Source organism: Rhodococcus jostii RHA1 (genome assembly GCF_000014565.1).
In the GTDB taxonomy this organism is placed as follows: Bacteria; Actinomycetota; Actinomycetes; order Mycobacteriales; family Mycobacteriaceae; genus Rhodococcus_F; species Rhodococcus_F jostii_A.
The window spans coordinates 313,598-338,506 of sequence record NC_008269.1 but is presented as its reverse complement, the minus strand read 5'-3'; the positions used below and the strand labels follow the sequence as shown (position 1 = coordinate 338,506).

The window sequence follows — 24,909 nt, the reverse complement described above, 5'->3', positions numbered from 1 at the left end:
CACCGGGAACGGTGGCACCCCCGACACGGACCCTCCGGGGACGGCCGGTCGAGGGTGCCGAGGCGGTCGGCATCGCCCCGGGAGTGCTGTTCCTCCTGGCGCTGAGCCCGCCGGGCACCTCCGGCTTCGCGGCGCTGACCAACGGCCCCTGTCGGTGCGAGGAGGCGGCGGGGGTGGATCGGCCGACGTGCGAGCAGCACCTCGAGACCGAGACGAGAAGAACAAACAAGAAAAACAAAGGAGAGCACAGAAAGGACACTGGTGATGGACGACACCGAATTCCTGTCACGGGTCCGCGAATACGGAGAATACGACAGCCTGGGGGAGGCCACTCGGGTGACGAAGGTAGTGCTCCGGAAGCTCGGGGCGCGGCTGTCCCCCGGAAAGGTGCGAGCCCTGGGCGCGCAGCTTTCGCCCCTGGCGCGCGACGCGCTCGGCCCCATCGAGGACGGACGGGCCGCACCCGACTACGGGATCGAGGAGTTCCGGCACCGGATCGCCCAAGCCCTCGACGCCCACCCCACCACCGCCGAATGGGACACCAGCGCGGTGCTGGCCACGGTGGCCCAGGCCGTCGACGACAACTGCCTGCACACCGTCCTGGGGTCACTGCCCGAGGGTTTCGCGCCACTCTTCGGCCGCCCCCGAAACGGTGTGAGCACCCCGCCACCCCCAGAGATGGGGTGAGCACCCGTCCCCGGGGGCGCTGGATGACCTCGGGCTCGTCCGGGTGACACGGCGGGATCCCCTGTGCCTGTCACCACCGGGCAGGCTGGCGAGCCGAGGACGACCGTGCCCGTGGGGCGGGTGGGCTGGACGGGGTGAGCCGGGTCCCGAGCCAGTCGCGCCTGTCGATCCGGGAGGTGACGTGCAGCCCGGCGAGGTCGGCGGCCTCGGTCACCTCCGCCGGGTCCACGTGCTCGGCTCGGGCGGGCTTCGGTGTCATCAACCACACGAAACCGGTGCCGGACAACGCCGTGCGGGCGGTGATCAGCTCGTCGGTGAGGTCACTGTCGCCGCTGCGCCACCACAGCAGCACCGCGTCGACCCTCTCGCCGAAGTTGTCGTCGACCAATGCGCCCCCGAGGATGTCCTCGATGCGTCGACGCAGGTCCTCGTCGACGTCGTCGTCCCATCCCAGTTCCTGCACCATCATCTCCGCGGTCAGGCACAGGTCGGTGGACCGACCGCCGGCGTGCCCCGCCGTCGACATCGCCCAACTCCTTCATCTCGTGTGGTCGTCGACTCCCGGCGCACGCTTGCCGGGGTCGTGGTTGTCCCGGTGGGCTGGGTGGCCCATCAACCGGAGTGAGCGCCCTATCGGTCACTGCGACTGGTGGGCCCTACCGCCCGAATCACGATGTGTCCGAACGAACCCGGACGGCAGTGCCCATAGAGTATCCGCCTACCCGATCACCGAAACCCGCGAGATGCGGATCCGGGGACCAGGTGGCCGAGCGCACAACTCCACACGGTGCTTCCCGGGGTTCAGGGCCGCAACAGTGCGCCCCATTCGGTCCGGGCTGCGGGCGGCGGCAGGCTGGGGTGCCTCGTTTCCGCTGGCGAGCGCGACCAGGGCCTCGGCGAGGGTGAAGACGGACACGCCGTGGCGGCGGGCGGCGGGCGGCGCTCACCAGTTCGTCGAAGGCGTCCGCGGCCGGGATCCGGCGGATCCCGATCAGCACCCCCTCGGCGGTGTCGAGGGCGCGGGTACGCGATCCCGTGCCCCGGGGATGGGTGAGGGTGTGACTGTGCAATGCCGCCATCGAGGACACCTCCGTCGAAGTCTGGGAGCGGAGGTGTGTGGGTCGTGCCCGATTGGGCCCGATCCCAAACATCGCCCTGCTCCCTCCACGGGCGGACCGAGGGCCTGCGGTCGTACGGTTTATCTGCCCTGACCAGTGTCGAGGGGTAGTTTCGAGCTCACCGTGGACGGGTACGTGTTCCGCGACGGAGGAAGTGTTCACGATGAGCAGCGGCGTCGGTGCCGGCGACAACCCCGACAGCAACGCGTACGTGTTCGCGGTCGCACGGGCATTGAACGCCGAGACGATCCGCCGGTGGGACGCGGTCACCTTCGATGCTGTGGTCGTGCTGTCGAAACAGTTCCGGTACTACAGCGGCCGCCACGTCCTGATCGCCTGGAACCGGTATTTCGGGGTGGTCTTTGGGAATCGAGGGTCAGCGCGCCGATCGGGTCCTGATCATCGGCGGGCTCGGGATCGGCCGCCGCCCGGCACCGGAGGCCATCGCCGACCGCACCGACGAGCTCGTCGCGGACCTGCTGCACCTCGAATACCGTGACCGGGACGCCTTTCCGGTCCCGGCACTCATCCACAGGCTCGACAGCGACACCGGACCAGTCGATCGCGGGGCGCCCGGTTGGTGACGAACGTATCCGGTCGCCGACGGTCGTCGACGCCGGTCAGGTCCGCCGGTGCCAGCGAGCCGGTGGTGATGTGCTGGGCGAGGGCGCGTAGCGGGGTGTGGTGGGTGCTGGCGTGGTGTTCGAGCAGCGTCCGGGCCGCGGCCGGGGTGATGTGCAGGGTGCGGCGGTGAGTCCGACCGCTCGGTCGACGTGCACACGGTCGTGGATCAGGCCCAGGGTGCGTTCGGTGAGTTTGGCACGGCGGTGGGCGGCGTCGTCGCGGATCAGGTGCATCACGGCCGAGGCCGCGAGGACCGCGGCCAGTCGCCGGTCGTAGTCGGTGAACTCGCGGACGGTGGTGTAGAGCAGGTTGAGTCCCCCCGATGGCGTGGCCGTCGAGGAGCATCGGGATCGCCAGTACCGCACGGTAGCCCAGGGTGGTGGCGACGTCGGTGAAGTCGGGCCAGCGCCGGTGGGATTCGGACAGGTCCGGGACCTCGAGCGGGGTGCCGGCGGCGACGGCGTCCAGGCACGGGCCGTGCTCGCCCTGGGTTTGCAGCAGTTCCACGATCCGGGCGCGTTCGTCGGACGCGGCGACGACTGCGACACCGCCCCAGGGGTCGACGACCAGGACGCCGGCGGCGGCGAGCAGATCCGCGCTGGCCGCCGTGATGTCGGCGATGGCGGCGGCCGTTGGGTCGGTCGCGGTGTCGGCGAGGTGCGTCGTGATCGCGGACAGCACCTCGACCAGGTGGGCCTGGGTGTCCGGGATGTCCTCGATCATGCGTGATCTCCTTCTCCCCGCGGCGGGGTGGTCATTCGTTGAGCTCGTCGACGTCGATCCGGTCGGACAGGATGTCCCCGGCCAGGTCGAGGATCGGGCGACCCAGCCGGAAGGCGTGGGCGCGCAGCCGCAGGAGCGCCTCGTCGAGGCTGATCGACAGGCGGGCGGCGAGTATCCCGGTGGCCACGTTCACGTCCTGGTAGGAGCCGGTGTCCCGGATCCAGTCGATTCCGGTCCGCTCGGCGTGCTCGGCCTGCTCGACCAGGGCCAGGGTGATCAGGTCGACCAGCACGGTGGCATCGGCGACGGCGCGGGCGGCCAGGGAGCCGGTCCGCCGCCGGTAGAAGGTCATGGTGCCGAGCCGGATGGCGCCGATCCGCAGCGCGAATGCGAACACCGCCGCCGCCCCCACCGCATGAGCGGTGTCGGCGAATCCGGGCCACCGCTCCTCGTGGTGGCTCAGATCGTCGACCAGGATGGGGCTGCCGTCCTCGAACGCCTGCACCCCGGGGCCCTCGCCGAGGGTGTACTGCTGCTCGTCGAGCCGCCCGGCCCAGTCGTCGCTGGCGCCGAGCAGGTCCTGCGCCCGGCCGGTCGCGCGGAGGGTGAGCGCCGCGTCGTCGATACCGGCCAGTTCGGTCACGCACAGCCGGCACACCTGCTGCGCCCACCAGTGTTGTCCGGGCGTGCCCGCCTCGTCGGCGATCGCACGCCACAACGACTGCCGTCGCCGTTCCTCCACGACCACCCTCACCACCTCGACCGCTGTCACCTTTCACCCTCCCGTCCGGTGACCGCGGAGCCGACGGGAGAACCGGCAATGGGCCGGGTGGGGTCAGGGGTGCCGGTCAGCGGGGGTATCCGGTTTCCCAGGGGGCCGGGATGGGGTAGTAGCGGTCGAGGAACTCGGTCACCGTCGCGGTGCGCACCGCAAGGTCGACCTCCGGGGTGCTGCCGTCGTTGAGGCAGAACATGTCCTTGTTCCGCTTCGCCAGCAGCGGACCGAGTGCGCGCAGGCCCGCAACGGTGGTGGTGTCGACGTAGCGGACCTTGGCGGCGGTGTGCGGCACGGCGCGGCCGGTGAGCAGGGCGTAGTAGTGGTAGAGCGAGTTCGTCACCGAGATGTTCTCCGCTGCCCGGAACGGGCTGGCCGCGGTCGCGGCGAACTCGCGGGGGAACTGCTCTTCCATCTCGGCCATGACCGATCGGCGCAGCGGCACCGGGGTGTGTTCGAGATGACGGGTGATCGTCACCCCGAAACGTTGTTGCAGCCAGCACCCGGTTGACGCGGGCGGCGTTTTCGAATCCGCTGCGCCGGGGACAGTTACGGCCGAGCCCGATGCGGGTGCCGGACTCGATGAACCGGCTCACCGAGCCGGCGGTGAAGAACAGCTGCGGGGCGACCGCCCGTCCGAAGAACATGTCGTCGTTGGCGTAGAGGAAGTGTTCGGCGAGACCGGGAATTCGGTGCAGCTGCGATTCGACGGCGTGGGAATTGTGGGTGGGCAGCACCGACGGATCGGTGAAGAATTCCTCACTGCGCACCACGATGACCCGAGTGTGGTCGGCCAGCCATGCCGGTCGCGGGGAATCGGTGGCGACGAAGATCCGCCGAATCCACGGCGCGTACATGTGCACCGACCGCAGCGCATACTTCAGTTCGTTGATCTGCCGGTACCTGGCCGGGGAGTCGTCCCCGTCGCCGACGACGTAATTGCGCATCCGCCGTGCCCGCTGCACCTGCCACCGGGTGTCGCTCCCGTCCACCCAGGAGAACACCAGGTCGATCGGAAACGGTACATCCGCCGGATGCAGGTCGAACATGCCGGCCACCGTCGGCCAACTCCGACCGTCCCGCTCGATCACCGCGGGGACGGCCTCCCGGCGCGCCATGACGGGGCGGGTCAGCGCGTTCGCGGCCGGCGCGGCGATCTCGTCGTCGGTATACGACCACAACTCGACCTGCACCGCCCCCTCGGCCCCGTACCGCAGCCCGCTGACCGGTTCGAGCCGCGGCCGGAACAGCCGCAGAATCCGCGCCGCCGGGGTGTGCGACAGGGTCCCGTCCGCGATCAACCCCGGCGCCCGGCCAGTCCCAACGGCCTTGACGTAGAACGGCTGATCCGCGCAGGCTGCCACCAGCGCCGTCCGCAGCGCCTGACGGTCGGCCCAGTTCACCGCCAGCACCGGGCGGGTGTGGTTGCCGCGGACGAGGAGGTAGCCGATTCCGGCGCCGTCGAGCACCGATCGGACGAACAGCAGATCCTCGGCCGTCGCCTCGTGCGGCGTGGTCGTCGAGATCCTCAGACCACAGCGGGCGCCGAACTCCACCACCTCCGACCGGTTGTGCAGCCGGCAGGCCGCCGGCACCGCCGGCACCGGTGGCCCGGTCAGCTCCCCGCCGCGGCCGAGGAGCGTGTGAGTACCGGCCGGCCGGGTGTCCCCACCGCGCGGGCCGGGCGGGGTGTCGGCGGTGCCGGTGCGGGACGGTGATCGGGTCGGCGTGCTCATCGGACCGAACCGGCGGCGGTTCGGGCGCGCGGGACGAATTCGAACCAGGCACTGGTGCCGCCGCGAACATGCGGTTCGGGATAGCACAGGGCCAGACCCCGCTCGTCGAAGGCGGTGAACCACTCATTCCACTGCAGATGCTCCAGTTCCGTGGCGACACCGAGGAAGTCGATCCGCAATGCGCCGGACCCGTCCCGTGCCGGGGCGCCGTGATGCGCCTGAATCCATCGGCGGATCTCGTCGTGATCGGTGGTGATATGCGGTGACGTTGTCATCGACTTCGCCCCTTCCTCGCGTCCCGGGAACAAGCTGCCACGAAATACCCTCCGCTCCGGCACTGTGAGCGGCAACGCACACACCGAGGTGCGGAAAAACCCGGCTGCCCAACGACTCCGGCCGGTCTTGCGGGTGTGCAGCGCCCGTGAGATGACCGATCGCCCGCGACTGCTCGGTGTCGGGGCGTGTTTCGGCGACCGCCGCGGCACGCAGGGCGCGTCGAGCCCGAGGCCGAGAATGTCGTCCCGGGTTCGACGCCGCTGAACGTGCACCGGCGGCGGGAAACATCCCGCGGTGGGTCCAGTTTTCGCGGCGCCGCCCTCGTCTTTTCGGGGACGGCAGAATCCGATCATAACGAGAACGGCGCTGCGCTGGCCAGGGCAGAAGGTCCTCGAACAGGCACTTCCGAGCGACCCGACCGCGCAGACGCCGAACTGCTCTCCGGCACCGTCGAACTCGCGGCAGGCACCCGATATCCTCGGGCAGGCAGGCGATGTCGGGAACCGGCTCGGTGTGCCACACCCCCGTGTGCTTGCGTTTCGAACCCGGTTGCGGCTGGGTACCCTACCCGGTATCGCCCCGGACCCCGGCGAGGATCCCGCTGGGTGCCCCGCCGCTCCGGGAAGGATGATTGGCTCCGGTCCGGATCCCACCCCCACACCCCGTGCCCTACCCCGGGCGCTGCGCCGCGCGTGGTGCCCGAGTTGAGGAAGAACCGAGATGACTGTGCACAATCTGACCACCCGCACCGGGAGCATCGTGCTGCTGGGCGCCTTCACCGATCCCGCCGACCGGGACCGCTGGTCCACCGTCACCGGATGGGCCCGCGGGCACGACGTGGAACCGGTCGACACCTGCAGTGAGGACGCCCTGGTCGTCATCGCCACCGATGACGTCCTCGACGGCCTGTGCACCCCGGACGAGGCGCAGACCCTGCAGGAAGTGCGCCGCCGCGGGATCCCCTGCGTCGGCCTCGACGACGCCGCCCGGGAACTGTCCTGCCTGCACCGACCCACCCGATAGCGCAGTCGTCACCGCCCCAGATGTCTCGGCGCGGCTGTCAGGGCGCCGTCACAGGTTGTAGTCGAGCAGGTCGTCGAGCCAGAGCAGGGCATCGACGAGCATCCGGACCCGCTCCGGGGCGGCGGGGCTCTGCGGCGCCCACGGCGGCGGCGCGTGGTCCGCAGCGAGTGCGGCCAGCACCCGGATCCGGAGGCTGCGGGCCTGCGCGGACAGCGACGTCGGCTCGGACCACAGGTCGGCGCCGGTGAGCAACTCGAACACGAACGACTCCCCGTCGCCCTCGACTCCGACCCGGTCACGCAGCAGAACGCCGAGGTGGGTGATCAGCCAGAGCATCACCGGATGGAACAGGGCGGCGTGCCGGCCGTGCGGGCAGGCCACCACGCAGATCTGGACGCGCACCGACGGAACGTTCCGTTCGCCGACCGCCTGCAGCAGCTGCCCGGCGATCCGGGATTGCGGGGTGGTGGCGTGGGCGTGGTCCGCGGTCACGGCCCTGTGGTGCCCGTCCCCGGACGCGGGCGTTCGGTCGCCGCAGGGGGACGCCCAGAGGTGCGCAGGGCCGCGACGAGGGTACCGAGAATCCCCACCCCGGCCGGTGGGGACAGGGCGGGCGGTGCGGGGGTGGGCCGGTTCAGGTCGAACGAGAATGCGGTCGCAGGAAACCACATGACGAATTCTCCCAACACTGTTCGCAGGCTCAGGAATCCGGCTGCGCGGCGGCGGGTCTGGGGGACGGGCGACCGTCCCCGCGCGAGCACGGGCGAGTCGAGGTCGGGCGGTTCCGCGAGCTCGCTGTTGAACCCGCGGAACCTGAAAGCGGCACCGTACCGGTCCGCTGCCGCTCCTGACTTCGAGGTTGCCCGCCGGACCTGCCCGCAAACACCGCGCATGTTCCGGTATCCCAACGATTCTCAGGAGGATGGGGTGTCTCGAGGCAGGGTCAGCGGAACCGGGGCGGCGGTGTGCCCGGGGGTGCGGTGGTGTGCTCGAGGTGATGCTGCAGTGCGCGCGATGCGGCGAGCCCGGGGACGATCACCAGGATCAGCAGGGCGATGTTGGTCATCGATGGGTCCTCTCACGGGGTCGGGAATGGTAGGTGTCGTGGTCACGTCGGTGCGGGCGAGGATCGGCGCTCTCACGGCGGCGGCCGCGGCGGCGGTGGCGGGTCCGATCGGCCTCGCTCATGCCACCCCAGATCCCGTAGGGCTCACCGGCGGTGAGCGCGTGATCGCGGCAGACGGTGCGCACCGGGCACTGCGCGCACAGTTGCCGCGCCTGCTGTTCGCGGTGGACGCGAGCGGAGCTGCGTTCACCGTCGGGGGAGAAGAACATCGCGGTGCCGGCGCCGTGGCAGGACCCGTGGCGCTGCCAGCCCCAGTCGGCGGGGCGGGGCGGCGTGTGACGGTGCGGGGAGGTCATGGATCCTTTCGGGTGCTCGGGTGCTCGGGTGCACGCGACCGGCCGGTGCGCCGACTTGGGTCGAAACGTGGTGTGCGAGGCGACCCCTCGACGCCGCGCACACCACGGCATCGGTCGAGGCCCCGCGTCGAGACAGCGGACGGATCGCAGTGAGCGGCCAGCGTGCGACGGGGATAAGTGATCGGCCGACAATGTGACAGACGATGTTGCCGGATCGCCGATCCCTGGCTCGAGTTCGGCGGGCATGGGACGACATCGCAGACGAGGAGGGAAGGCCACACTGTTCGGGGCCTCTTCCGCGTCGCTCGTCACCGGGGTCCGGGGCAACGAGGTTCACCTCTCTCGCCACCGGGGTCCGGGGTAACGTGACGCGTGCTCCACATGATAACGACACGCTGGTCGGTTTCTCCAGCCCGACCCCTCTTCGTTCCCGGTGACCCGGCGGACCACCGCCGTAGGGGCGGCGTATTCTCGACGGTGTTCCTCGAGAAAATCCCCCATCCGAGTCCGGATTCGAGGAATATCGGCCCCGACGTAACCCCCCGACGCCGGGGCCCCTCACTGTCCGTCAGGTCCGGACCCGTCCGTCGGCACGCAGGTTCGGACACCATCCCACGGGCACGACCCTGGCGATGCATCTGCCCGGGGAATCGTAGCCCCAGCGGGGCATGCCCTCAGTGGTGGTCGCCGCTGGCTCTTTCCCGGGCGGGACCGTCCCCCAGGCGGGTTCGGCCGCGGGACGCTGGGCGCCGACGTCGCCCGGTTGGTGTGGTCTCCGGCTCCGGTGCCGCGTCACCGGTGGGCTCGCGGGCGGGTTCGGCGGAGGTGGTGCCGGGGTCCTGTTCGGCACGGAGTTGGGCGTTGTCCGCTTCCAGGCGGCGGTTGTCGCGTTCGAGGTCGCCGGTGCGGGTCTCAAGGTCGAGGACCCGGCCGATGCCCACGAGGTTGACGCCGGCGTCGATGAGTTCGGCGATGCGTTTGAGCCGGGCGAGGTCGTAGTCGCTGTAGCGGCGGGTGCCCCCGGCGGTGCGGCCGGGGGTGATCAGTCCGTAGTCCTCGTACAGGCGCAGCGCCGCAACCCCGAACCCGGACAGCTCGGCGGCCACCGAGATGCCGTAAACACCACGCACCGACGGTGATTCGGCCTCGGGCTGCTCGGACTTCTCGGACATTTTCGTGCTCCGATCGGGAATTTTCTCGCACAATCTCTTGTCATAGTCTACGACAGATGCTATAACGAACCTACAGCATCTGCTGGAAGTTTACCTGGTGGAATGAAAGGGTTTCAGGAGGTGGACATGATGTTGATGCGGACGGATCCGTTCCGCGACCTCGACCGTCTGACGCAGCAGATCCTCGGTACCGCGGCCCGTCCGGCGGTGATGCCGATGGACGCCTGGCGGGAAGAGGACCGGTTCGTGGTGGAGTTCGATCTGCCCGGTGTGAATGCCGACTCGCTGGATCTGGACGTCGACAAGAACACGCTGACCGTGCGCGCCGAACGGGCCGCACTCGACGACAACCAGGAAATGGTCGCCGCCGAGCGCCCACGCGGGGTGTTCAGCCGGCAGCTGTTCCTCGGTGAGAATCTCGATGCCGACAAGATCGAGGCGAACTACGACGCCGGGGTGCTGCGGTTGACGATCCCGGTCGCGGAGAAGGCCAAGCCCCGCAAGATCGAGATCAGCAGCGGACATTCCGAGAGGAAGGCCGTCAACGCCTGAGACGAGAAGGTTCGGGAGGGGGTGAGCAGAAGATGACACAGGCGAACATGGTCGCCGAGGTGAACGCCACCGACACCAAAGAGCGCACCGAACACGAGATGATGTGGCCGTGGCACGAACTCGAATACGCACAGCTCGTGGCCGATTCGGACCGCATCCTCGCCGACGCGCTCACGCCGCAGGCCGTAGTCCTGCTCCACCGGGTGGCCACCGCACCGGCCGGCCCGCCGCGCCCATCCCCTCCCACATCGCCGAGGTGGACGGTGACGGCTCCGCCGGCCCCCGGAATCCGGGCCACGCAACGCTCACCTCCGAGACCGAGAAACTCGATCTGTCCACAGACGAGCACAGTTGGTCGTCGAGCACGAAAGGGGTGATGAACCCACACGAGTGCATCAGCTGACCGGGTTCGCCCGCTGCCGCCTTGTTCACCTGTCATTGCCTTCCCGCGCGGCGCGGCGAACCCGCTTTCGACCACACCGTCCGGCACCGCCGACCCGCCGAGTGAGAAACGTGACGGCGCCGACCGCCGATCCGGCAAACCCATGCTCGGAGTGTCGGATTCGACCGGGGCGCACCGCCATTGACTGGCAGACGGTAACCATCGGCCGTGCCGGGCGGGCAGTGCCCACCCGATAGTCGTGACAAGCGGGGGCGGTCCCTTCGTGCGGGTCGGGCCCGCCCCGCCTTGGTGGTTCCGGCATCCCGAGCCCGGGACCACCTTTCTCGTGCACCCGGCACTAAAAGAGGCGAGGGTGATGGCCACCGAGCAGGATCCGTATCGGGTGCTGGGACTGTCCTCTGCGGCGTCGCAGTCCGAGATCGCCAGCGCCTACCGGCGACTGCTGCGCGAACACCACCCCGACACCCGCACCGGCGACCAACCCACCGACCCGGCCGCGGACGAGCACCTCCAGCACATCCTGACCGCGTACGCCCTGCTGCGCGACCCGCAGTCCCGGGCCGCCCACGACCGGGAAGCGACCGAGCGGGAAGCAGCCCGACGGGCGGCGGCCGAGCGATTGGTCGCCGAACGATCGGCCGAGCGATTGGCAGCCGAGCGGGCGGCCGAACCCCGGGCCCGCCCCGGACGAGCGCCGCGGGTCCCGGTCCCGCCGGGGATCCGCGTGATCGTCGTGGTCGACACCCCACCCCCGCCGCGGCGACCGGCGACCGGCCTGTGGATCGGACCGGTCCGACGACACCGCTGAGATCAGTCGATGCCGGCGACTTCCTGGGCGATGGCGGCCAAGCGGGTCTGGGCGGCGGAGACGACCCCGTGCCGGTTCTTGTGGGCTTCCTCGTACACCACGACGGCACGGATATCGGCGGGATCGGTCAGGTCCTTGACCGCGGCGACGGCCTGCGGGACGGTGAGGTCGTCGTAGTCGCCGATCGGCAGCTCACCCGGTTCGAGGACACCGGCGGTGGTGCGGGCGGAGTGGATCGCCTCGGCCACCGCGGTGGCGCCTTCGCGGCGGGTGATTTCTTCGGCGGTCGCGAGCGCGGCGTCGCGGGAGGCGGTCAGGGTTTTGACGGCGACGTCGCCGGCGTGCGCGCCCCGGCCGAGCAGTGCCTCGAGGCGGGGGCGGGCGGCACGGGCGGTGTCGATCGCCCGGTCCAGCCCGCGGGTGGACCAGGACACCGGGGTGTTGATCCACCGGACCGCGGTGCCGGCCGCGGCCTGCATCGGGGTGCGCCGCAACGCCGCGGGACCGCCGAGGGCGTCCTCGGCGAGCACGATGGTCAGCCAGTCCACGGTGGCCGAATGCGCGGTGATCAGCCGGAACGCCAGCGCCTCGATCTCGGTGCGTTTGGTGGCGGCGGCGAGGGCCTTGAGGTACCGGGCCCGGACGAGGAGCTGGTGTTCGAGCGCGAGGTCCCCGAGCAGGGCCTCGTCGAACGGCTGGGCCTGTTCGGTCACCGCCTTCACCGCCGCGGCGGCGCGTCCGACCAGCGGACCGACCACGTCGGGGAGCCCGCCGAGGTCGCGGATCGCCGCCTCGATCGCCGCCGCCCGGGCGCGGGCGTTGTCGGCGTTCTCGGTCAGCTCGCGGCGCACCGCGTCGGTGCGGGCCTGGGCGATGCGGGTCTCGGCGATCTGGATCTCGGTGTTGGTCAGCTCGTGGATCGCGCGCAGCTGCGCCAGCAGGGCGGCGGCGGTATTCGGGGTCGAAGCCATCAGGGCATCACCCCTTCACGAAGAATGGTTCGGATCGGGATCTTCGGTACGCGGTGCCCGCACGGGCACCGCTGGCAGGACTACCCCACCCGGCGCGGGTGTAACCCGCAGCAGGAGGAAGCGCACGTGTATGCGCCGGACACGTGTAGACACTGCGTGGCCGGGAAACTGCCCCTCACCATCCGGGACGTGCAGCCGGCCCCGGATAACCGGAACCGATCATCCCCAAGATGGACGAAAGTCCTCGAACCGCAGCAACATTCGGACGACCTGCGCCTCCATCAGGGTGGTGTAGAAGTCGACTCGACGGACCTGCTCTTCGGTCGCGGTGGCCAGATCCACCCCGAGGAACGTTGCGACGGCGTATCGCACATTCCTGTTCATCGGTTTTCCGCCGATTCTTCGATCGTTGTCCCTCCGGTGCAACACCGGCGCGGGCGATCGCCTTCCACACCGTCCGGTCAGGAACCAGGGGAGGAGGTGGCAGGGGCGGCGAACCCGGTGCGACCATGGGATATGGCGCGGAACCGATGGCCCGGGATCGCCCCACCTGCATCCGGTGGTATGGCGGTGCACGGCCGCCGAGTCCTCATCGCCCGGCCAGAGGTGGCAGTGCAGCTGACCGGCGTCACCGCTTACCAGGCCGGGGTGGCACTGTCCCTGGTCCTGGTGGCCACCGGCATCCGCGCCGAACTCGCCCGCCACGAGACCCGCCCGCTGACCGACCCCCACGATGAGTCCGCGCACTGGTCGTATCTGCGGGTGCGGGTGAGGATGGACGACCAGGCCGGGGACGCCGACCCGTACGAACCGGCGTCGTGTGCGGCGCCGCCCGGGCCGCCGGAGCAGTACCGCACCGCACCCTGCTACTGGATCCCCGGCTACCCCCGCACCGGCGGGGCCCTCACCCTGACCACCAGCTGGCACCAGATCAGACTGCCCGCCTCCGTCGACGTCCTCGACCTCGGGGTCAGCCCATTCTCCACCGAATCCGGCTGACCACCGAGACGAGGTAACCACCGGGCGCAACGGATGGGCACCGTCGGTCGGAGACGGCAACCGTCGCCGAAAAATTTGGATCTGTCGACTCGACACCGTTCCCCAATGCTCCTGTGATCGCATGGGAGTCGCCCTCTCACCTGCTGGTGACACCGGTCGTGCACGCGGGGCTGTCGCTGCGTCGCGCACCCGTGTCGCGGACGCCGGTTTTGCCGGACACCGGTCCGGGGTACGTGGTCACTGGGGTTTCTCGGAGGTGGTGAGTGCGGTGCCCGATTCCTACGCCGACATCGTCGAGCGGCTGTGCGGCGAGTTCGACGGCCGGGTGCCGCTGCCGACGGTCACGCAGATCGTGCGGCAGTGTCGGCGCGAAGCGAGCAGCAGCAGCGTCCACCGACGGGCCGACCCGAATCCGCCCGGACTCGAAGGCCTCGCGCGGCGACGTTTGCTGGCCGCGGCGGGACGCGGCGGGACAACCGGACGCGGAGACGAAACTCCCTGAGGCATTCCCGTCTGCCGCGTCCTGGGTCGGCGGCACTGCCCGCCACGCCTCGTCCCCGGTGTCGGGATGTACCGGGCGCAGCGGCCTAGGGTGGGCGAGGTGCCGTCGATCCGGTTGACTCTGGACCTGCCCGCGTTCTGCTCCCACGACGTGGCGCTCGAGCATGCGTCCACCGAGCTCGGCGAGCGGGGCATCGCCGGGTGGGAGCGGTTGGAGTTGCGGACCACCTCCCCGACCCGGTCCCCGCTGATCCGGCGGTTCACCTTCACCTACTGGACTCACCAAGCCGACACCCGGGTCCCCGAGAACATCAGCTACGTGAAGCTGTGGTCGCGGCTCGGTCCCACCGAACGGGCGAAGCTCCTCACCCTGACCGGCGGTGGCCGGCCCACGACCACCATCCTGCGGCTGCTCACCACGGTCGCGGGTAGCGCGATCCTCGTGACCGGACCCGATGGAACACCCCGATTACCCCGCACGTTCCGGGTGTTCCTGCGCACGTTTGCCGACCCCAAGCGCGACGATCACCGATAGCGCTGGTGAAGGACGGCAGCGCCCAGTGGTGAGAATCGGTTACCTGGGGGAGAACAGCCCCCGCAGTCCGGGCGCGGAATGCGGTTGGGCCCGGCCGCACGCAAAGAGATCGGTCAATGATCGATCGAGTTCACCAGTGTCCGAGGTTTCCCTGCCACAGCGCCGAGATGACGTACAGGACGATGACCAGCGGATAGTACAGATTGATCACCGTACTCACCTCCAGGACGGGGCGGACGGGCGGTTGTCGCCCTTGCCGGAGTTCGGGTACCCGCTGGGCCGACGAGTACGCGGGCCCGTGTCCGCGAATGAGTCGATGGCTCCACCGCCGGACAGGGTGACCGGTGACGGCGGAGCACGGCGGTGTCACCACCCCTTCGTGATCTTGCACAGAAGCAATAGATTTACTCCTCTGGACGTCGTAGAATATGTCCAGAATTTCGTTGGATATCCGGGAGCGCAATGTCCCGGTTTCGAGCGGAAAGGGGTGAGCGCCATGAACGATCCGTTGCACACCGTGCCCGAGGCCGATCGCCTCGAACAAGACCTGTCCGCCGATCCCGCCCTCGGTGCGGCCGGCCCCGCCGACTGGGAGGCAGACGCCACCTGGGATGCGCCGGAGGCCGACCGATTCGAGCAGACCCAACCGGTCAGCTCTGCCGAAGACTCGTGGCGTGCCGGGGGTCTCGAGACGGAATGGGATGTGCCCGAAGCCGACCGGCTCGAGCAGGCCACCACCGTCGCCTTCGACGACGAGGATCGAGACGAACCCGCCGGCGGGGCGGTGGGGTACGAGGTGGTGGAGGAATAGCTGTAACCACGCCGGCCCCGCCGGACGGCACCGGCCGGGCCGCGGAAAGGGGTGCGAGATGAGCGAGATCAGCACCGCGCCGCTGTCGCGGTCCGAGGCGGCGCACGCCCTCGACACCGTCACCCGCGCACTGGCGGTGCTGCGGGACGAGACCCCCGCGCAGGAGCCGCTCGAGGAGGTGCTCGGGCGGCTGGCCCGCACGGCGGCCACCGCGGTGCCCGACGCGGACGCGGTCAGCGTCACCCATCTCGACGACGCCGGCCCGCGCACCGTGGCCCTGACCGACGACACCCTCGCCGCCATCGACGGGGACCAGTACGCCGCCGGCCGCGGTCCGTGCCTGCAGGCGGCGATCTCACGGCGCCCGGTGCGGGCGGTTGTCGGCGAGCACGCCGACCGGTGGCCGGAATTCACCGCCGCCGCGCGAGCCGCGGGGATCCGGGCGTATCTGTCGGTGCCGTTGATCGTCGACACCCCCGGCGAGGATCCGGGAGAGCTGGCGGGCTCGTTCAACGTCTACGCCCGCACCGCGGCGGCGTTCGACCCGTTCGACGAGAAACTGATGCAGCTGCTGACCACCGCCGCCTCGGCCGCGATCAGCAACGCCCGTCGGTGGCGACGCGCGCAGAGGCAGGTCGAGCACCTCACCGAGGCGCTGACCTCCCGGGCGGACATCGACCAGGCCAAGGGGGTGATGATGGCGATGCACCGGATCGGCGCCGACGAGGCCTTCACCCGGTTGTCCGAGATCTCCCAACGCACCAACACCAAGGTCCATGCCGTCGCCCGCCACCTCATGGCCGAGTTCGCCGACCCCGATCACCCACCGCCGCTGTGAGATCCGGAAGCGACGTGCGTCGAGGCCACCGGGTGAGGCGATCGCAGGATGGGCGGTGGTTCGGTCCGAATGCCGAAGGCGCAGGGGAGTATTCGAAAGGGCAGCATCATGGCGGGGCGGGCACCGGATCCGGTGCGGTGGTGGCGGTTGCAGCCGTGCAGCCGTAACCCGTTGATGCGGGGCACCGATCGGGTCGAGGCGGTGGTGGTTGCGCTGGTGGTCACGGTGGTGTTGTTGCTGGTGCCGGTGTGCGCGGCGGTGGGGACCGAAACCTTCACCTCGCTGCAGCAGCAGAGCCGGGCGCTGGCCGCGCAGGCGCGGCCGGTCCCCGCGGTCCTGCTCGTCGACGCCGGTATCGATCCGCAGGCCGAACCGGCGGTGCGGATCATCGACACCGGCGCCTCGTCCTGGGCGCGGTGGACGGTGGACGGGCGTGAGCACACCGGACAGGTTCCGGCGCCACCGCAGGCGCGGGCCGGAGACACCGTCACCGTGCAGGTGGGCCCGGACGGGGAGCTGCTCGACCCGCGCGGTGGCACCGAGAATGCGGTGCTGGCGATCGCGGCGGCCTGCGGGTTGTGGGCGGTCCTGGCCGGCGCCGGCGGGCTGGTGATCGGCGGGGTGCACCGGATGCTGGTCCGGTCCCGGCTGCGCGTGTGGGATCAGGCGTTGAAGAAGTTCGCGGAACCACCCCGCTGACCCGCCGCTTCCCCGGTGTCCGGATACAGCCCCCAGGGGCTCACAAAGCCGTATCCGGACCGGATCGGAGAATGCACACCGAATCCACCTCCCCGACGCTACGCCCCACCGTGTCGTGGCCGAAACTCATCTCTCCCACCAGATGCGGTCATCCGATGGATGGGGTGGGCCGGCGCGCGCCGAACGGTCGGCGGCGCGGTGCGGCCGGACGGCCCGGCCTCGGCCGCACCAACTCCACCACGGACGCAGACCCGGTGTGGGCGGCGGTGAACGCGTCGGGGAGGGTGCCGCAGCACTGCACCGCATCGATCCCGGCGTCGTCGAGGATGTGCCGCAGGGGTCCGAATGCGGCGACGGTCAGTCGGCTGCGTTGCTCACGGAGCCGGGTGCCGGCGTCGGCGAGGACGGCCAGTGCGGCGCAGCCGACGAACCCGGCGGGCAGCAGGTCGACGACGGCGCAGCGCCCGCGCAACACGACCTCGTCGAGGCAGGCCGCCAGAATCGGTGCGGTGACCATATCGAGGTCGCCGCTCACCCGGAGCACGATCGGGCCGCCGGCCGGTTCGTCGACCTCGAGGGCGAAACCGCCTTCGTCGGGATCGGCCTGGTCGAAGAACGCGGTCTGCGACAGGGCAAGCCGCAGATGCTGCGGGCTGTCGATGACGGAACGAAGATAGACCATGGAAGGTGCTCCCCCGGGTGAGCGGGCGGGAGCGGACCCTGGGGGGGAGAGCTCCCCCGCCGAGGTGGGCGGGCACCCGTCCGCGGTGATGGGTGGACTGCCGGGCTGGTGTCTGAACCTGCGCCCTTGACGGTAACCGGATCGGGGCGGTCACGAAACCCTCAACCGCAGCCTGATCGCACGAGCTGCTCCTGCGACGGCCATGACCGCCCCGGTCTCCTCGTCAGGTCAGGGCGCTGCCGGCCTGCCATTGGTCCCACGGGAGCGACCAGTCGCCGTTCTGCCACAGCTCGAGGGGAGCGCCGCCGGTATTGCGGACCTCGACGATGTCGCCGGGCACGGAGAAGTCGTAGAACCAGCGGGCATTGTCGGGGCTGAGGTTCAGGCACCCGTGGGAGACGTTGGTGTTGCCCTGCGCCCAGATGGTGTCGGCGAGTTCGTGGAGGTAGATGCCGTCGTTGCTGATGCGGGTGGCGTAGTTGATCGTTTCCTTGTATCCGAGGCGGGAGTTCACCGGCAACCCATAGGTGGAGGAATCCATGATGACCGGGTTGGCCTTATTGATGACGGTGTAGATGCCCGGTTGGGTCCAGAACGAGAGGGTCTGCCCGCCCACGACCTCGGTGCCGCCACGACCCATCGACGTCGGCATCGTGCGGACCACTTGCCCGTTGTCGGTGACGGTGACCTGTTTGGTGGTGTCGTCAGCGACGGAGATGTGGGCGTCACCGATGGTGAACGAGGTCTGCGCATCCTCCTGTCCGAAGAGGCCTTCGCCGAGGGGAATGCCGTACACGGCGGCGCGGACGGTGACCTGGGTGCCGGGTGTCCAGTAGTTCTCCGGTCGCCAGTGCACGTTCTGGTCGTCGGCCCAGTACCAGGAGCCGTTGACCGGGGGTGTGGCTTCTACGTGCAGGGCCTTCTCGGCGGCGGCGCGGTCGGTGATCGGTTCGTCGAAGTGGGTGACGATGACGATGCCGACGCCGAAGGTGCCGCCGTCGGCGAGCAGGTTCCCGCCGGTGGTGACGAAGGTGGGTTTGGTCTGGTTTCCTGGGGTGACGGTGGAGAAGGTGCTGGTCTTCTCGCTCCGAATACCCTGGTCGCCGATGGCGGTCACCGCGAGGGTGTAGGTGCGGCCGTAGCCGAGGGGTACTCCCGGTTTCCAGGACAGGCGGTCGGGGGTGAAGATGCCCTCGATGACCCGGCCTTCGTCGTTGGTCATGGTGACCGTCTCGAGGGTGCCACCGGTGGTGTTCACCGACACCGGGTCGAGCGGGTTGACCGTGGCGGTGCCGTCGGCTGGGGACACGGTGATCTTCGGTCCCGGCGGCGGCGTGGCCGGCCCAGCGGGTTGTTCGGTGGACGGTGCGCAGGCAGCCGCGACAGCGAGCAGCAGGACTGCGAGAACGGCGGCGAGTTGACCGAGACGGCGGCGGGCGTGCATGGCACCGATTCTCCCGTGCAGAAGGGTACGCGCGGGTGCAGTTCCTGTGCGACGGCGGTCACCCAAGGCAGCTCGCGGCATTGCCCCTTACCCTCGCGGCCCCACCTGCAACGTGGCGTGCTCGCGTCCTTTTCTGCGAGCCGGTGTGCGTCGAGGGGTGCCCATGTGGGGTGTGGCACCCCGTAATACGCCGGAACGGGATCAGGAGTGAACCGGTCGGGTCGGGGTATCCGGTGGGCGTGCTGCCGCGTGACCTCGGACGACAACTCCACGCGACAGCCCGGACCCTCCGGTCGTCTGACCCCTTCGGCCGGAGGGCCCAGCCGGATACTCATGGTGAGGTGAGGGTCCAGTTCCGACGTTCGGTGAGGGCGCCGTGGAGGTACTGGGCCCAGCGGCGCCGTTCGTCGCCACCGCGTTCGTGGGTGATCGTGATTCGCCTGGTCCACCTGTCGGGTAACCCGCGGTCGTTGATCGCCAGCCCGATGACAATCCGGAGATCGGGATCGGGCGCTCCGGTGACCACGATGAGGCCGGGTTCGCCGCCCATCTCCATCCGGGCACCGAGCGCCGCGGCGACCACTTCGGCCACCTCGAGCACGGACTGCGCCCCGATCACGTCGATGTAGTCGACTTCGATCATCCCGGCCCTCCTCTTCCGTGCACGCGGGATCGCACAGCGCGGACACCTCGACCGAATCACATCACGCACCCCGCCCAGGCGGTACAGAGGGTCGCGCGGCTCGGCAGCTAAAACGGGCACCTCACATGAGTAAGGCCGTCGTTCCGTCGTGTGCTGCACGGGATCTGGGACCTGACTATTTACGCGCGCGAGATAGGACGAACCGCCGGTGTTGCATCGATGGGGGACGCTATCGCCTTGACTGTGATCATCGAGATGAGGTCGTCGAGGCCAGTGATCAGAGCATCGGTGTTCCGGTCGACCAGCCACCGCAGCACCAGCCCGTCCAACCCGGCGAGGGCGGAGCGGGCGACGAGGCTGACCGGGATGCGCCAGGTGGTGCCGGTCCGTTCCGCGCACCGGTGGAGGAAGTCGACGGCCTCGGTGTCCATGGTGCGGTATTGGCGGTCGGCGACCTGCCCGCCGTCGCTGTCCCCGGTGTCGCGGCGGCGGAGCGCCGTGGTGGTGATCTCGTAGGTGAGTAGTTGCCGTCCGGCGGTGGATTCGAGGATCGGGACCAGGGCCCCGATCCCGGTCTGCAGCACCCGCCGCAGTCCGTCGACACCGGTCAGGTGGGGGGCGCTGGCGATCTGTCCGAACGCCAGCCGCAGGCCGTCGCTGATCTGGACGATCAGGGCATCGGCCATCGCCGCGATGAGTTCGTTCTTGTCGGCGAATCGGTAGTGCAACAGCCCGAGGGACACTCCGGCGGCCTCGGCGACCGCCCGCAGCGATACGTCCCCGATTCCGCGGTCCTCGGCGACGGATAGGGCCGCCTCGAGAAGTTGGTGGCGGCGGGCGTCTGCGGAAAGCCGGGGCATCGCCCGATCCTAAACGGTGGCGCAGAAGATGGGTCTCGAGTCGGCCCGAGGCGTCGGCCGAACCGCTGGCGTCGAAAATCGTGGCATTCTTTGCCGAATCGCATGTCCACAGGCGTAACGAAATGCGCGGGTTCCGGAATTGGGTACCAGAGCAGGGCTGCCGGGTGGTCAGCTACGTATGCGGAGGATCGTGCGGCAGCACGGTGCGCAGACCGCGACGTCCACTCTCACCATCTCGTCCCGTCCACGCGCGGTGGATAGTGGAGGACGACGATGTTCATTCTCCGATGAGGTGGCCTGATGTTGATTTCGGTGGGACACGGCCGCCTCGATCGCGAGGCACTCGCAGCGTTGCTGCATGCCGCCGCCGTCGACGCCGTCGTCGATATCCGACGGTATCCCGGCAGCCGCCGCAACCCCGACGTCAGCAGCGAGGCACTGACACAGTGGCTGCCGCAGGCGGGGATCGGATATCGTCTCGAGCCGCGGCTGGGTGGGCGCCGACGCCTGCCGCGCGGAACACCGTGCGAGGACCCCTGGTGGCGCGTCGAACAGTTCGCCGCGTACGCCGCCCATACTCGCACCGCGGAATTCGCCGCGGCCTTCACCGAATTGCTGGACCAGGCGACACGGCAACGTCCGGCGATGATGTGCAGCGAAAGCGTGTGGTGGCGTTGCCATCGCCGACTTGTCGCCGATGTCGCGGTGCTACAGGCCGGGGTGCAGGTCGAGCACCTCATGCACGATGGCCGGCAAGTTCCGCACCTGCCGGCCGACGGCGCTCGGGTGCGACCCGACGGCCAAGTGGTGTGGGACGACATTCGGGTAACGCATTGATTCCTCAACCATCCCCGTGGTGGTGTCCTGTCTGTGCTGAAAACATATGGTCGCGAGCGAGATTCAGGGTGCCGACGAGACGATGCGCACGACGCGACTGGCGGGGACCGCCAGCTACCGCACCCTGGAGAAAGGGTAAACGCAGCAGAACACCGTGATGCCGCACAGGACGCACCCGGCTGTGGCCGCCGCGAGACCGAGGTGAGTTGCCGATGATCGCACGTCGATACCTGGCGCGTTTCGTGAGGTGGAGTCGCCGAACCGCTTTTCCCGGGTGGTGTAGGCCGGGTGGTCGGCGGATGCGATGGCGGCGAGCGTGGTGGCTGCCCAGTGGGCGAGCAGGGTCATGGCGTCGGCGGACGGGTTCGACGCTGTTGAGGTTCGGGACCCGGCCGGGGTCGGCGGGCCGCGGCATTGTTTCGTAGTCGATGGTGATGTCGCCGACGACGGGGTGGTGCCGGTGTAGTGCAGGCGACACTGTGCTTTGCCCAGGGGACCCGGAATTCGTCGTCGACGTCTCCGCCCGCCGCGACGCCCTGCTCGGCGCACTGACCACGCCCGTCGCGGGCGGGAATGGGCCGAGGGACCCACTTCTCGGGAGGCTTACGGATGGCAGCCACGCCATCGCTGCAAGCCATCCGACCCTGGGCACTTGGGCTACTGCGCCATCTGCTCTCCGGTTACCAAGAAGATCACTCGGCGGCCGACCACCGCGGTGTGGTCACCGAATCGTTCGTAGAAGCGGCCGAGCAAGGTCGCGTCGACCGCAGCGGTGACGCTGTCGGACCACGCGGGCTTCTGAATCAGGTCCAACAACCGACGATGCGGGCTGTCGAGTTCGTCGTCGCGCCGGTCCAGTTCCGCGGCCAGCTCCGGATCTCGGGTCCGCAGCACCTGCTCGGCCAGACCCGCCAACGCGCCCGCCAACCGCCCCATCCGTCCGAGAAGTTGCTCGGCTTCCCCAGAAGTGACGTGGTTCGGGTGCCGGCGGCGCACGCTTTCGGCCACATGCTGCGCCAACCCACCCATCCGGCTCAGATCCGTCACCAGGTGCACCCCGGTAATGACCTGCCGCAGATCCCGCGCGACCGGAGCCTGCAACGCCAGCAGCGCCATCGCCTGCTCCTCACACGGACCCCGCAACGCCTCAATCTGCTCGCTGAGGTCGAATACCCGCTCTGCCCCGCGCAAATCGGCCACCACCAGGGCATCTGTTGCCGACTCGACGGCCTGTCCTGCCAGGTGACACATCGACGCCAACCGGTCGGTCAGCGCATCGAGTTTCTCCTGAAACTTCATCCGCATGGGCACCATCCTGGTGTATTCGCTACTGACAACGGCAGCCGATTGGGTGCTTCCGTCGTCGACAGCAAAGTCTGCGCGGGAGATCCGGTTAGGGAGAAGGGTCCCGCCGGCGCGAAACACGACTGACGCTGCCGGCGGGACACCGGGTACACCGCTCGGATGCGGGGCAACGTTACCGGCGGATGCTGTTCGGCTTTGAGGTCCTCAGCGGTCGGCGATCCCCTCGTCCACGGCTTCGGGTAGGCGCGCCCCGACGCTGCCTCGGAACGGTCGGCCGGAAGCAGGTAGGTGACTGTGGTGCCCTCGGCTCGGGCGCGGAACGTGTACGCCGAATCCGTGACAATGTCCTGAACCGGTGCGCAATCGATATGCGACTCGATGGCGCCCCGGTCGTGGCCTTGGCCGTCCTCGTTGTCCGGCCACCGAGGACGGTTAAAGAAGGTCGATGCCAGTGCTGCTTCGATTCGCCGACCCCTGCACACCCCGGCAGTGATCGAGGGCCGGAATCCGCGCTGCCGAAGAGCCTGATTCGAGCGACGACGACGCACCGCCATGTGACTGAACGGCATCGGCCACCGGGAAGGGCGGAGGCGCGATTGACGGTGATGGTCGTCCCGACTGTCCAGATGATGTTCTAGGAGATGGTCAGTCCCGTAGAGCGACCGGGCCCGATGCCGTGCTGCCCCGCATCTCTACCGGCTGCGACCGTGTGGGCGTCTTCGCCGGGTACCGCCGCTGCTTCCTCCGGCCTGAACCGCCCGCCTCACGGCGGGGTCCGGATAGCGGGGTGTCATCAAATTGTTGTCACCAACCGTGCCGGTACTGCGGGCACAGGTGCTGCCGGGCGCGGTTCCAGAACGGCAGAGCAGCGGATGATATTCGGAGCCAACACCTGTCGGGCGTTCACACAGCTGTTGGCCTCGAGCACCGAGGAGTCGGTGCTCGACCCGTGGGCCACCTAGATGAGGAGCCTGCCGGCGACGGTGGTGTCGACGACGCGGGAAGGACCTCTCGACTGGACGGACGCGACCGTCGTGAGCGGTGACGGCGTCGACGTCGACGCCCGGCTCAAGGAGGAGTCCGAGGTGCCGTTGCGCTCGCACGGCAGCCTGTCGATGACCCGGACGCTGATGGCCGCCGGCCTCGTCGACCGCCAGCAGGTGACGCTGTTCCCGGTGATCACGCTCAGGCTGGCGATCACCCGATCTTCCAAGGGGCGACGGACTTCGACCTGGAGCTGGTCGAGAACCGGACACTCGACAACAACGTCCAAGAGTTCGTCTACCAGCCCACCGTCATTTCTGAGTGCGTTCATGCACCCACCCCGTCACGCAGCCAAACCTGATGTGAAAAGCCGAGAACGGAAGAGGCAGGGCCACATCGATGGTGTCGGGTGGTCGCCGTGAAACATCGGCACTCTCTCAAGGGTTCATCAAGGGCTCATCGCGCCAGCCCACCCGAACCCAGCTCGCACGCCTCTCCCTGCTTTGTGTGACCCCAGTCAACGCACCGCGGCCGTCGGCGATCTCGGTGTCGGTGCCGACGAGGTAGTCGACGATCAGGGGCATCCGTAACGACGTGGACGACTCCGACGGAGGGGTCGCCGGGTGCCGCCGGGCACCGGTTACTCCTCCCCACTGTCGAGACTGCGCCGCGCGGACGGATTGCGCCAGCACCAGATGAGAGCACCCTGTGACGCCCGCGCCAGGCAAGGAGACTGTGCCAAGGATGGCGCCCGGATGCACCGCTCCACGATCAGCGGAGCCGGGCCGTTCGCTTACAGGTACAGGTCGATGAGGGTGCGTAGCTTTTCCCAGTGTTCGGGTTGCGGCGCCGCGATACCGGGGTGGACGATTGCGAGGGTGCGGGCGGGCGCGACGCTGAGGCCGCCGACGATGTCCGGGAACAGGGCTTTCGTTTCGGTCGCCGGAATCCGGTCGAGCGGTGGATACAGGGCCAGTTGAGCGAGGATGCGCTCCAGTTCGATCCGGTGCTCGAAGGAGGCGAAGATGCGGATGTTTGTCTGCATTCCGGGGGTGATCGGCAGGTCCTCGGGTTCGATGATGTACCGGCGGTGGCTCGCCGCAGACGCCTGCCCGGCCAGCAGTAGGTCGTAGAGTTTGCGGGTGACCACGGCGTTGTAGCGGGTGAGGTCGGTGCCGTCGACGTCGATCCCGGCCGCCCGCCGAAACAGACGCTGAAATGCCGCCACATCCATCACGGTCATCCGTACACACCTCCTCTCACTCACGCCCGTTACCTTATTCACGGTCCTTCACAGAAGGGCTACGGTCGCCAGACCCGGTATGACTCCTTGCCCCTGTCTCTCGCATGATCCGGGGGGTGGTGACGCCGGGTGTGGTGGCGTCGACGGACCGCTAATAGGGACACGGCCAACCGAAATTGGGTAGGTCTCTTTGTAACGTGGGTGCCGGGCGTCGATGCCGGATCGGCGACCGGCCGAC

30 protein-coding genes and 2 pseudogenes are annotated in these 24,909 nt (G+C 69.2%); 14 read left to right on the top strand and 18 right to left on the bottom strand.

Going from position 1 to position 24,909, the window contains the following annotated elements; all coding sequences use genetic code 11:
• The first annotated feature begins 264 nt into the window (after window positions 1-264).
• Window positions 265-687, top strand: coding sequence for a DUF2267 domain-containing protein (locus RHA1_RS37290; protein WP_007297530.1), 423 nt, complete (start codon window positions 265-267; stop codon window positions 685-687).
• A gap of 70 nt (window positions 688-757) precedes the next feature.
• Here RHA1_RS37290 and RHA1_RS37285 read toward each other — a convergent pair whose 3' ends face one another.
• Complete coding sequence (locus tag RHA1_RS37285; RefSeq protein ID WP_007297529.1) at window positions 758-1,213, bottom strand: DUF3052 domain-containing protein; 456 nt, start codon at window positions 1,211-1,213, stop codon at window positions 758-760.
• 954 nt (window positions 1,214-2,167) lie between these two features.
• Here RHA1_RS37285 and RHA1_RS52490 point away from each other — a divergent pair.
• Entirely contained in the window at window positions 2,168-2,389 is a 222-nt protein-coding gene (locus RHA1_RS52490; RefSeq protein WP_237727051.1) for a hypothetical protein, read from the top strand.
• Here RHA1_RS52490 and RHA1_RS37270 read toward each other — a convergent pair.
• From RHA1_RS37270 to RHA1_RS37255, 4 genes and pseudogenes are all read right to left on the bottom strand, one after another.
• Entirely contained in the window at window positions 2,331-3,152 is an 822-nt protein-coding gene (locus RHA1_RS37270; protein WP_011599218.1) for a GAF domain-containing protein, read from the bottom strand. The two genes, RHA1_RS52490 and RHA1_RS37270, sit on opposite strands and share 59 nt — an antisense overlap.
• Window positions 3,153-3,183: 31 nt before the next feature.
• Entirely contained in the window at window positions 3,184-3,900 is a 717-nt protein-coding gene (locus RHA1_RS37265) for an ANTAR domain-containing protein (protein ID WP_011599217.1), read from the bottom strand.
• 100 nt (window positions 3,901-4,000) lie between these two features.
• Window positions 4,001-5,663: pseudogene (locus tag RHA1_RS37260) on the bottom strand (stealth family protein).
• On the bottom strand, window positions 5,660-5,938 hold the full coding sequence (locus tag RHA1_RS37255) for a hypothetical protein (protein WP_007297523.1): 279 nt from the start codon (window positions 5,936-5,938) through the stop codon (window positions 5,660-5,662). The pseudogene RHA1_RS37260 and the gene RHA1_RS37255 overlap by 4 nt, the downstream one beginning before the upstream one ends.
• Window positions 5,939-6,659: 721 nt before the next feature.
• Here RHA1_RS37255 and RHA1_RS37250 point away from each other — a divergent pair.
• Window positions 6,660-6,962, top strand: a complete 303-nt coding sequence (locus RHA1_RS37250; RefSeq protein WP_007297522.1) for a hypothetical protein — start codon at window positions 6,660-6,662, stop codon at window positions 6,960-6,962.
• A gap of 48 nt (window positions 6,963-7,010) precedes the next feature.
• Here the strand turns inward: RHA1_RS37250 and RHA1_RS37245 are convergent, their stop codons facing one another.
• From RHA1_RS37245 to RHA1_RS37235, 5 genes are all read right to left on the bottom strand, one after another.
• The gene (locus tag RHA1_RS37245; protein ID WP_007297521.1) at window positions 7,011-7,454 is read right to left on the bottom strand and encodes a hypothetical protein; all 444 of its coding nucleotides are present in this window, start codon (window positions 7,452-7,454) and stop codon (window positions 7,011-7,013) included.
• The gene (locus RHA1_RS52485; RefSeq protein ID WP_237727050.1) at window positions 7,451-7,633 is read right to left on the bottom strand and encodes a hypothetical protein; all 183 of its coding nucleotides are present in this window, start codon (window positions 7,631-7,633) and stop codon (window positions 7,451-7,453) included. The genes RHA1_RS37245 and RHA1_RS52485 overlap by 4 nt, the downstream gene beginning before the upstream one ends.
• 272 nt (window positions 7,634-7,905) lie before the next feature.
• Window positions 7,906-8,028, bottom strand: coding sequence for a hypothetical protein (locus tag RHA1_RS53025; RefSeq protein ID WP_272942782.1), 123 nt, complete (start codon window positions 8,026-8,028; stop codon window positions 7,906-7,908).
• Window positions 8,025-8,384 carry a WhiB family transcriptional regulator gene (locus RHA1_RS47135; protein ID WP_007297519.1) on the bottom strand — a complete coding sequence of 120 codons (360 nt, stop codon included), beginning with the start codon at window positions 8,382-8,384 and terminating at the stop codon, window positions 8,025-8,027. The genes RHA1_RS53025 and RHA1_RS47135 overlap by 4 nt, the downstream gene beginning before the upstream one ends.
• 674 nt (window positions 8,385-9,058) lie before the next feature.
• Entirely contained in the window at window positions 9,059-9,556 is a 498-nt protein-coding gene (locus RHA1_RS37235) for a MerR family transcriptional regulator (protein WP_007297518.1), read from the bottom strand.
• A gap of 129 nt (window positions 9,557-9,685) precedes the next feature.
• Between RHA1_RS37235 and RHA1_RS37230 the strand changes: the two genes are divergently transcribed.
• The 3 genes from RHA1_RS37230 to RHA1_RS37220 all read left to right on the top strand — a co-directional run bounded on the left by RHA1_RS37230 (window position 9,686) and on the right by RHA1_RS37220 (window position 11,319).
• A complete protein-coding gene (locus RHA1_RS37230) occupies window positions 9,686-10,108 on the top strand; it encodes an Hsp20/alpha crystallin family protein (RefSeq protein ID WP_007297517.1) in 423 nt (140 codons plus the stop codon).
• Between the two features lie 32 nt (window positions 10,109-10,140).
• Window positions 10,141-10,485: a hypothetical protein gene (locus RHA1_RS37225; protein WP_011599212.1), complete on the top strand. Its 345-nt coding sequence runs from the start codon at window positions 10,141-10,143 to the stop codon at window positions 10,483-10,485.
• A 381-nt stretch (window positions 10,486-10,866) separates the two neighbouring features.
• Window positions 10,867-11,319 carry a J domain-containing protein gene (locus tag RHA1_RS37220; protein ID WP_007297515.1) on the top strand — a complete coding sequence of 151 codons (453 nt, stop codon included), beginning with the start codon at window positions 10,867-10,869 and terminating at the stop codon, window positions 11,317-11,319.
• Between the two features lie 2 nt (window positions 11,320-11,321).
• Here RHA1_RS37220 and RHA1_RS37215 read toward each other — a convergent pair whose 3' ends face one another.
• Window positions 11,322-12,290 (bottom strand): hypothetical protein, encoded by a 969-nt coding sequence (locus RHA1_RS37215; RefSeq protein WP_007297514.1) that lies wholly within the window; start codon window positions 12,288-12,290, stop codon window positions 11,322-11,324.
• Window positions 12,291-12,509: 219 nt separating this feature from the next.
• A complete protein-coding gene (locus RHA1_RS50840; RefSeq protein WP_157234238.1) occupies window positions 12,510-12,674 on the bottom strand; it encodes a hypothetical protein in 165 nt (54 codons plus the stop codon).
• A gap of 180 nt (window positions 12,675-12,854) precedes the next feature.
• Here RHA1_RS50840 and RHA1_RS37210 point away from each other — a divergent pair, with 180 nt between their 5' ends.
• From RHA1_RS37210 to RHA1_RS37180, 6 genes are all read left to right on the top strand, one after another.
• Entirely contained in the window at window positions 12,855-13,289 is a 435-nt protein-coding gene (locus RHA1_RS37210; protein WP_007297513.1) for a hypothetical protein, read from the top strand.
• 268 nt (window positions 13,290-13,557) lie between these two features.
• Window positions 13,558-13,791, top strand: coding sequence for a hypothetical protein (locus tag RHA1_RS37205; RefSeq protein WP_007297512.1), 234 nt, complete (start codon window positions 13,558-13,560; stop codon window positions 13,789-13,791).
• Between the two features lie 99 nt (window positions 13,792-13,890).
• On the top strand, window positions 13,891-14,325 hold the full coding sequence (locus RHA1_RS37200) for a hypothetical protein (RefSeq protein WP_237720422.1): 435 nt from the start codon (window positions 13,891-13,893) through the stop codon (window positions 14,323-14,325).
• A 496-nt stretch (window positions 14,326-14,821) separates the two neighbouring features.
• A complete protein-coding gene (locus tag RHA1_RS37190; protein ID WP_007297510.1) occupies window positions 14,822-15,136 on the top strand; it encodes an Rv3202a family protein in 315 nt (104 codons plus the stop codon).
• 58 nt (window positions 15,137-15,194) lie between these two features.
• The gene (locus RHA1_RS37185; RefSeq protein WP_007297509.1) at window positions 15,195-15,974 is read left to right on the top strand and encodes a GAF and ANTAR domain-containing protein; all 780 of its coding nucleotides are present in this window, start codon (window positions 15,195-15,197) and stop codon (window positions 15,972-15,974) included.
• 108 nt (window positions 15,975-16,082) lie between these two features.
• Window positions 16,083-16,673 carry an Rv1733c family protein gene (locus tag RHA1_RS37180; protein WP_039951302.1) on the top strand — a complete coding sequence of 197 codons (591 nt, stop codon included), beginning with the start codon at window positions 16,083-16,085 and terminating at the stop codon, window positions 16,671-16,673.
• A gap of 148 nt (window positions 16,674-16,821) precedes the next feature.
• Here RHA1_RS37180 and RHA1_RS37175 read toward each other — a convergent pair whose 3' ends face one another.
• The 4 genes from RHA1_RS37175 to RHA1_RS37160 all read right to left on the bottom strand — a co-directional run bounded on the left by RHA1_RS37175 (window position 16,822) and on the right by RHA1_RS37160 (window position 20,302).
• A complete protein-coding gene (locus tag RHA1_RS37175) occupies window positions 16,822-17,355 on the bottom strand; it encodes an STAS domain-containing protein (protein ID WP_007297507.1) in 534 nt (177 codons plus the stop codon).
• Between the two features lie 223 nt (window positions 17,356-17,578).
• Entirely contained in the window at window positions 17,579-18,799 is a 1,221-nt protein-coding gene (locus RHA1_RS37170) for a L,D-transpeptidase (RefSeq protein ID WP_007297506.1), read from the bottom strand.
• Between the two features lie 331 nt (window positions 18,800-19,130).
• Window positions 19,131-19,442 (bottom strand): hypothetical protein, encoded by a 312-nt coding sequence (locus tag RHA1_RS37165; RefSeq protein WP_007297505.1) that lies wholly within the window; start codon window positions 19,440-19,442, stop codon window positions 19,131-19,133.
• A gap of 179 nt (window positions 19,443-19,621) precedes the next feature.
• The gene (locus tag RHA1_RS37160; protein ID WP_007297504.1) at window positions 19,622-20,302 is read right to left on the bottom strand and encodes a TetR/AcrR family transcriptional regulator; all 681 of its coding nucleotides are present in this window, start codon (window positions 20,300-20,302) and stop codon (window positions 19,622-19,624) included.
• A 300-nt stretch (window positions 20,303-20,602) separates the two neighbouring features.
• On the opposite strand from RHA1_RS37160, the gene RHA1_RS37155 reads away from it, so the two are divergent.
• The gene (locus RHA1_RS37155; RefSeq protein ID WP_007297503.1) at window positions 20,603-21,139 is read left to right on the top strand and encodes a DUF488 domain-containing protein; all 537 of its coding nucleotides are present in this window, start codon (window positions 20,603-20,605) and stop codon (window positions 21,137-21,139) included.
• A gap of 657 nt (window positions 21,140-21,796) precedes the next feature.
• Here RHA1_RS37155 and phoU read toward each other — a convergent pair.
• Window positions 21,797-22,444: a phosphate signaling complex protein PhoU gene (gene phoU / locus RHA1_RS37150; protein ID WP_007297502.1), complete on the bottom strand. Its 648-nt coding sequence runs from the start codon at window positions 22,442-22,444 to the stop codon at window positions 21,797-21,799.
• A gap of 860 nt (window positions 22,445-23,304) precedes the next feature.
• Between phoU and RHA1_RS52480 the strand changes: the two are divergent.
• Window positions 23,305-23,789: pseudogene (locus RHA1_RS52480) on the top strand (dihydrofolate reductase family protein); the annotation flags it as partial.
• 432 nt (window positions 23,790-24,221) lie between these two features.
• Here RHA1_RS52480 and RHA1_RS37140 read toward each other — a convergent pair.
• Window positions 24,222-24,671: a DUF1931 family protein gene (locus tag RHA1_RS37140; RefSeq protein WP_007297498.1), complete on the bottom strand. Its 450-nt coding sequence runs from the start codon at window positions 24,669-24,671 to the stop codon at window positions 24,222-24,224.
• Between the last annotated feature and the right edge of the window lie 238 nt (window positions 24,672-24,909).

Excerpts from the sequence above, each read along its gene's own strand:
- RHA1_RS37290 (WP_007297530.1), top strand. The coding sequence starts at position 265 with ATGGACGACACCGAATTCCTGTCACGGGTCCGCGAATACGGAGAATAC.
- RHA1_RS37285 (WP_007297529.1), bottom strand. The coding sequence starts at position 1,213 with ATGTCGACGGCGGGGCACGCCGGCGGTCGGTCCACCGACCTGTGCCTG.
- RHA1_RS37270 (WP_011599218.1), bottom strand. The coding sequence starts at position 3,152 with ATGATCGAGGACATCCCGGACACCCAGGCCCACCTGGTCGAGGTGCTG.
- RHA1_RS37255 (WP_007297523.1), bottom strand. The coding sequence starts at position 5,938 with ATGACAACGTCACCGCATATCACCACCGATCACGACGAGATCCGCCGA.
- RHA1_RS37250 (WP_007297522.1), top strand. The coding sequence starts at position 6,660 with ATGACTGTGCACAATCTGACCACCCGCACCGGGAGCATCGTGCTGCTG.
- RHA1_RS52485 (WP_237727050.1), bottom strand. The coding sequence starts at position 7,633 with ATGTGGTTTCCTGCGACCGCATTCTCGTTCGACCTGAACCGGCCCACC.
- RHA1_RS53025 (WP_272942782.1), bottom strand. The coding sequence starts at position 8,028 with ATGACCAACATCGCCCTGCTGATCCTGGTGATCGTCCCCGGGCTCGCC.
- RHA1_RS47135 (WP_007297519.1), bottom strand. The coding sequence starts at position 8,384 with ATGACCTCCCCGCACCGTCACACGCCGCCCCGCCCCGCCGACTGGGGC.
- RHA1_RS37235 (WP_007297518.1), bottom strand. The coding sequence starts at position 9,556 with ATGTCCGAGAAGTCCGAGCAGCCCGAGGCCGAATCACCGTCGGTGCGT.
- RHA1_RS37230 (WP_007297517.1), top strand. The coding sequence starts at position 9,686 with ATGTTGATGCGGACGGATCCGTTCCGCGACCTCGACCGTCTGACGCAG.
- RHA1_RS37225 (WP_011599212.1), top strand. The coding sequence starts at position 10,141 with ATGACACAGGCGAACATGGTCGCCGAGGTGAACGCCACCGACACCAAA.
- RHA1_RS37220 (WP_007297515.1), top strand. The coding sequence starts at position 10,867 with ATGGCCACCGAGCAGGATCCGTATCGGGTGCTGGGACTGTCCTCTGCG.
- RHA1_RS37215 (WP_007297514.1), bottom strand. The coding sequence starts at position 12,290 with ATGGCTTCGACCCCGAATACCGCCGCCGCCCTGCTGGCGCAGCTGCGC.
- RHA1_RS50840 (WP_157234238.1), bottom strand. The coding sequence starts at position 12,674 with ATGAACAGGAATGTGCGATACGCCGTCGCAACGTTCCTCGGGGTGGAT.
- RHA1_RS37210 (WP_007297513.1), top strand. The coding sequence starts at position 12,855 with ATGGCGGTGCACGGCCGCCGAGTCCTCATCGCCCGGCCAGAGGTGGCA.
- RHA1_RS37190 (WP_007297510.1), top strand. The coding sequence starts at position 14,822 with ATGAACGATCCGTTGCACACCGTGCCCGAGGCCGATCGCCTCGAACAA.
- RHA1_RS37185 (WP_007297509.1), top strand. The coding sequence starts at position 15,195 with ATGAGCGAGATCAGCACCGCGCCGCTGTCGCGGTCCGAGGCGGCGCAC.
- RHA1_RS37180 (WP_039951302.1), top strand. The coding sequence starts at position 16,083 with ATGGCGGGGCGGGCACCGGATCCGGTGCGGTGGTGGCGGTTGCAGCCG.
- RHA1_RS37175 (WP_007297507.1), bottom strand. The coding sequence starts at position 17,355 with ATGGTCTATCTTCGTTCCGTCATCGACAGCCCGCAGCATCTGCGGCTT.
- RHA1_RS37170 (WP_007297506.1), bottom strand. The coding sequence starts at position 18,799 with ATGCACGCCCGCCGCCGTCTCGGTCAACTCGCCGCCGTTCTCGCAGTC.
- RHA1_RS37165 (WP_007297505.1), bottom strand. The coding sequence starts at position 19,442 with ATGATCGAAGTCGACTACATCGACGTGATCGGGGCGCAGTCCGTGCTC.
- RHA1_RS37160 (WP_007297504.1), bottom strand. The coding sequence starts at position 20,302 with ATGCCCCGGCTTTCCGCAGACGCCCGCCGCCACCAACTTCTCGAGGCG.
- RHA1_RS37155 (WP_007297503.1), top strand. The coding sequence starts at position 20,603 with ATGTTGATTTCGGTGGGACACGGCCGCCTCGATCGCGAGGCACTCGCA.
- phoU (WP_007297502.1), bottom strand. The coding sequence starts at position 22,444 with ATGCGGATGAAGTTTCAGGAGAAACTCGATGCGCTGACCGACCGGTTG.
- RHA1_RS37140 (WP_007297498.1), bottom strand. The coding sequence starts at position 24,671 with ATGACCGTGATGGATGTGGCGGCATTTCAGCGTCTGTTTCGGCGGGCG.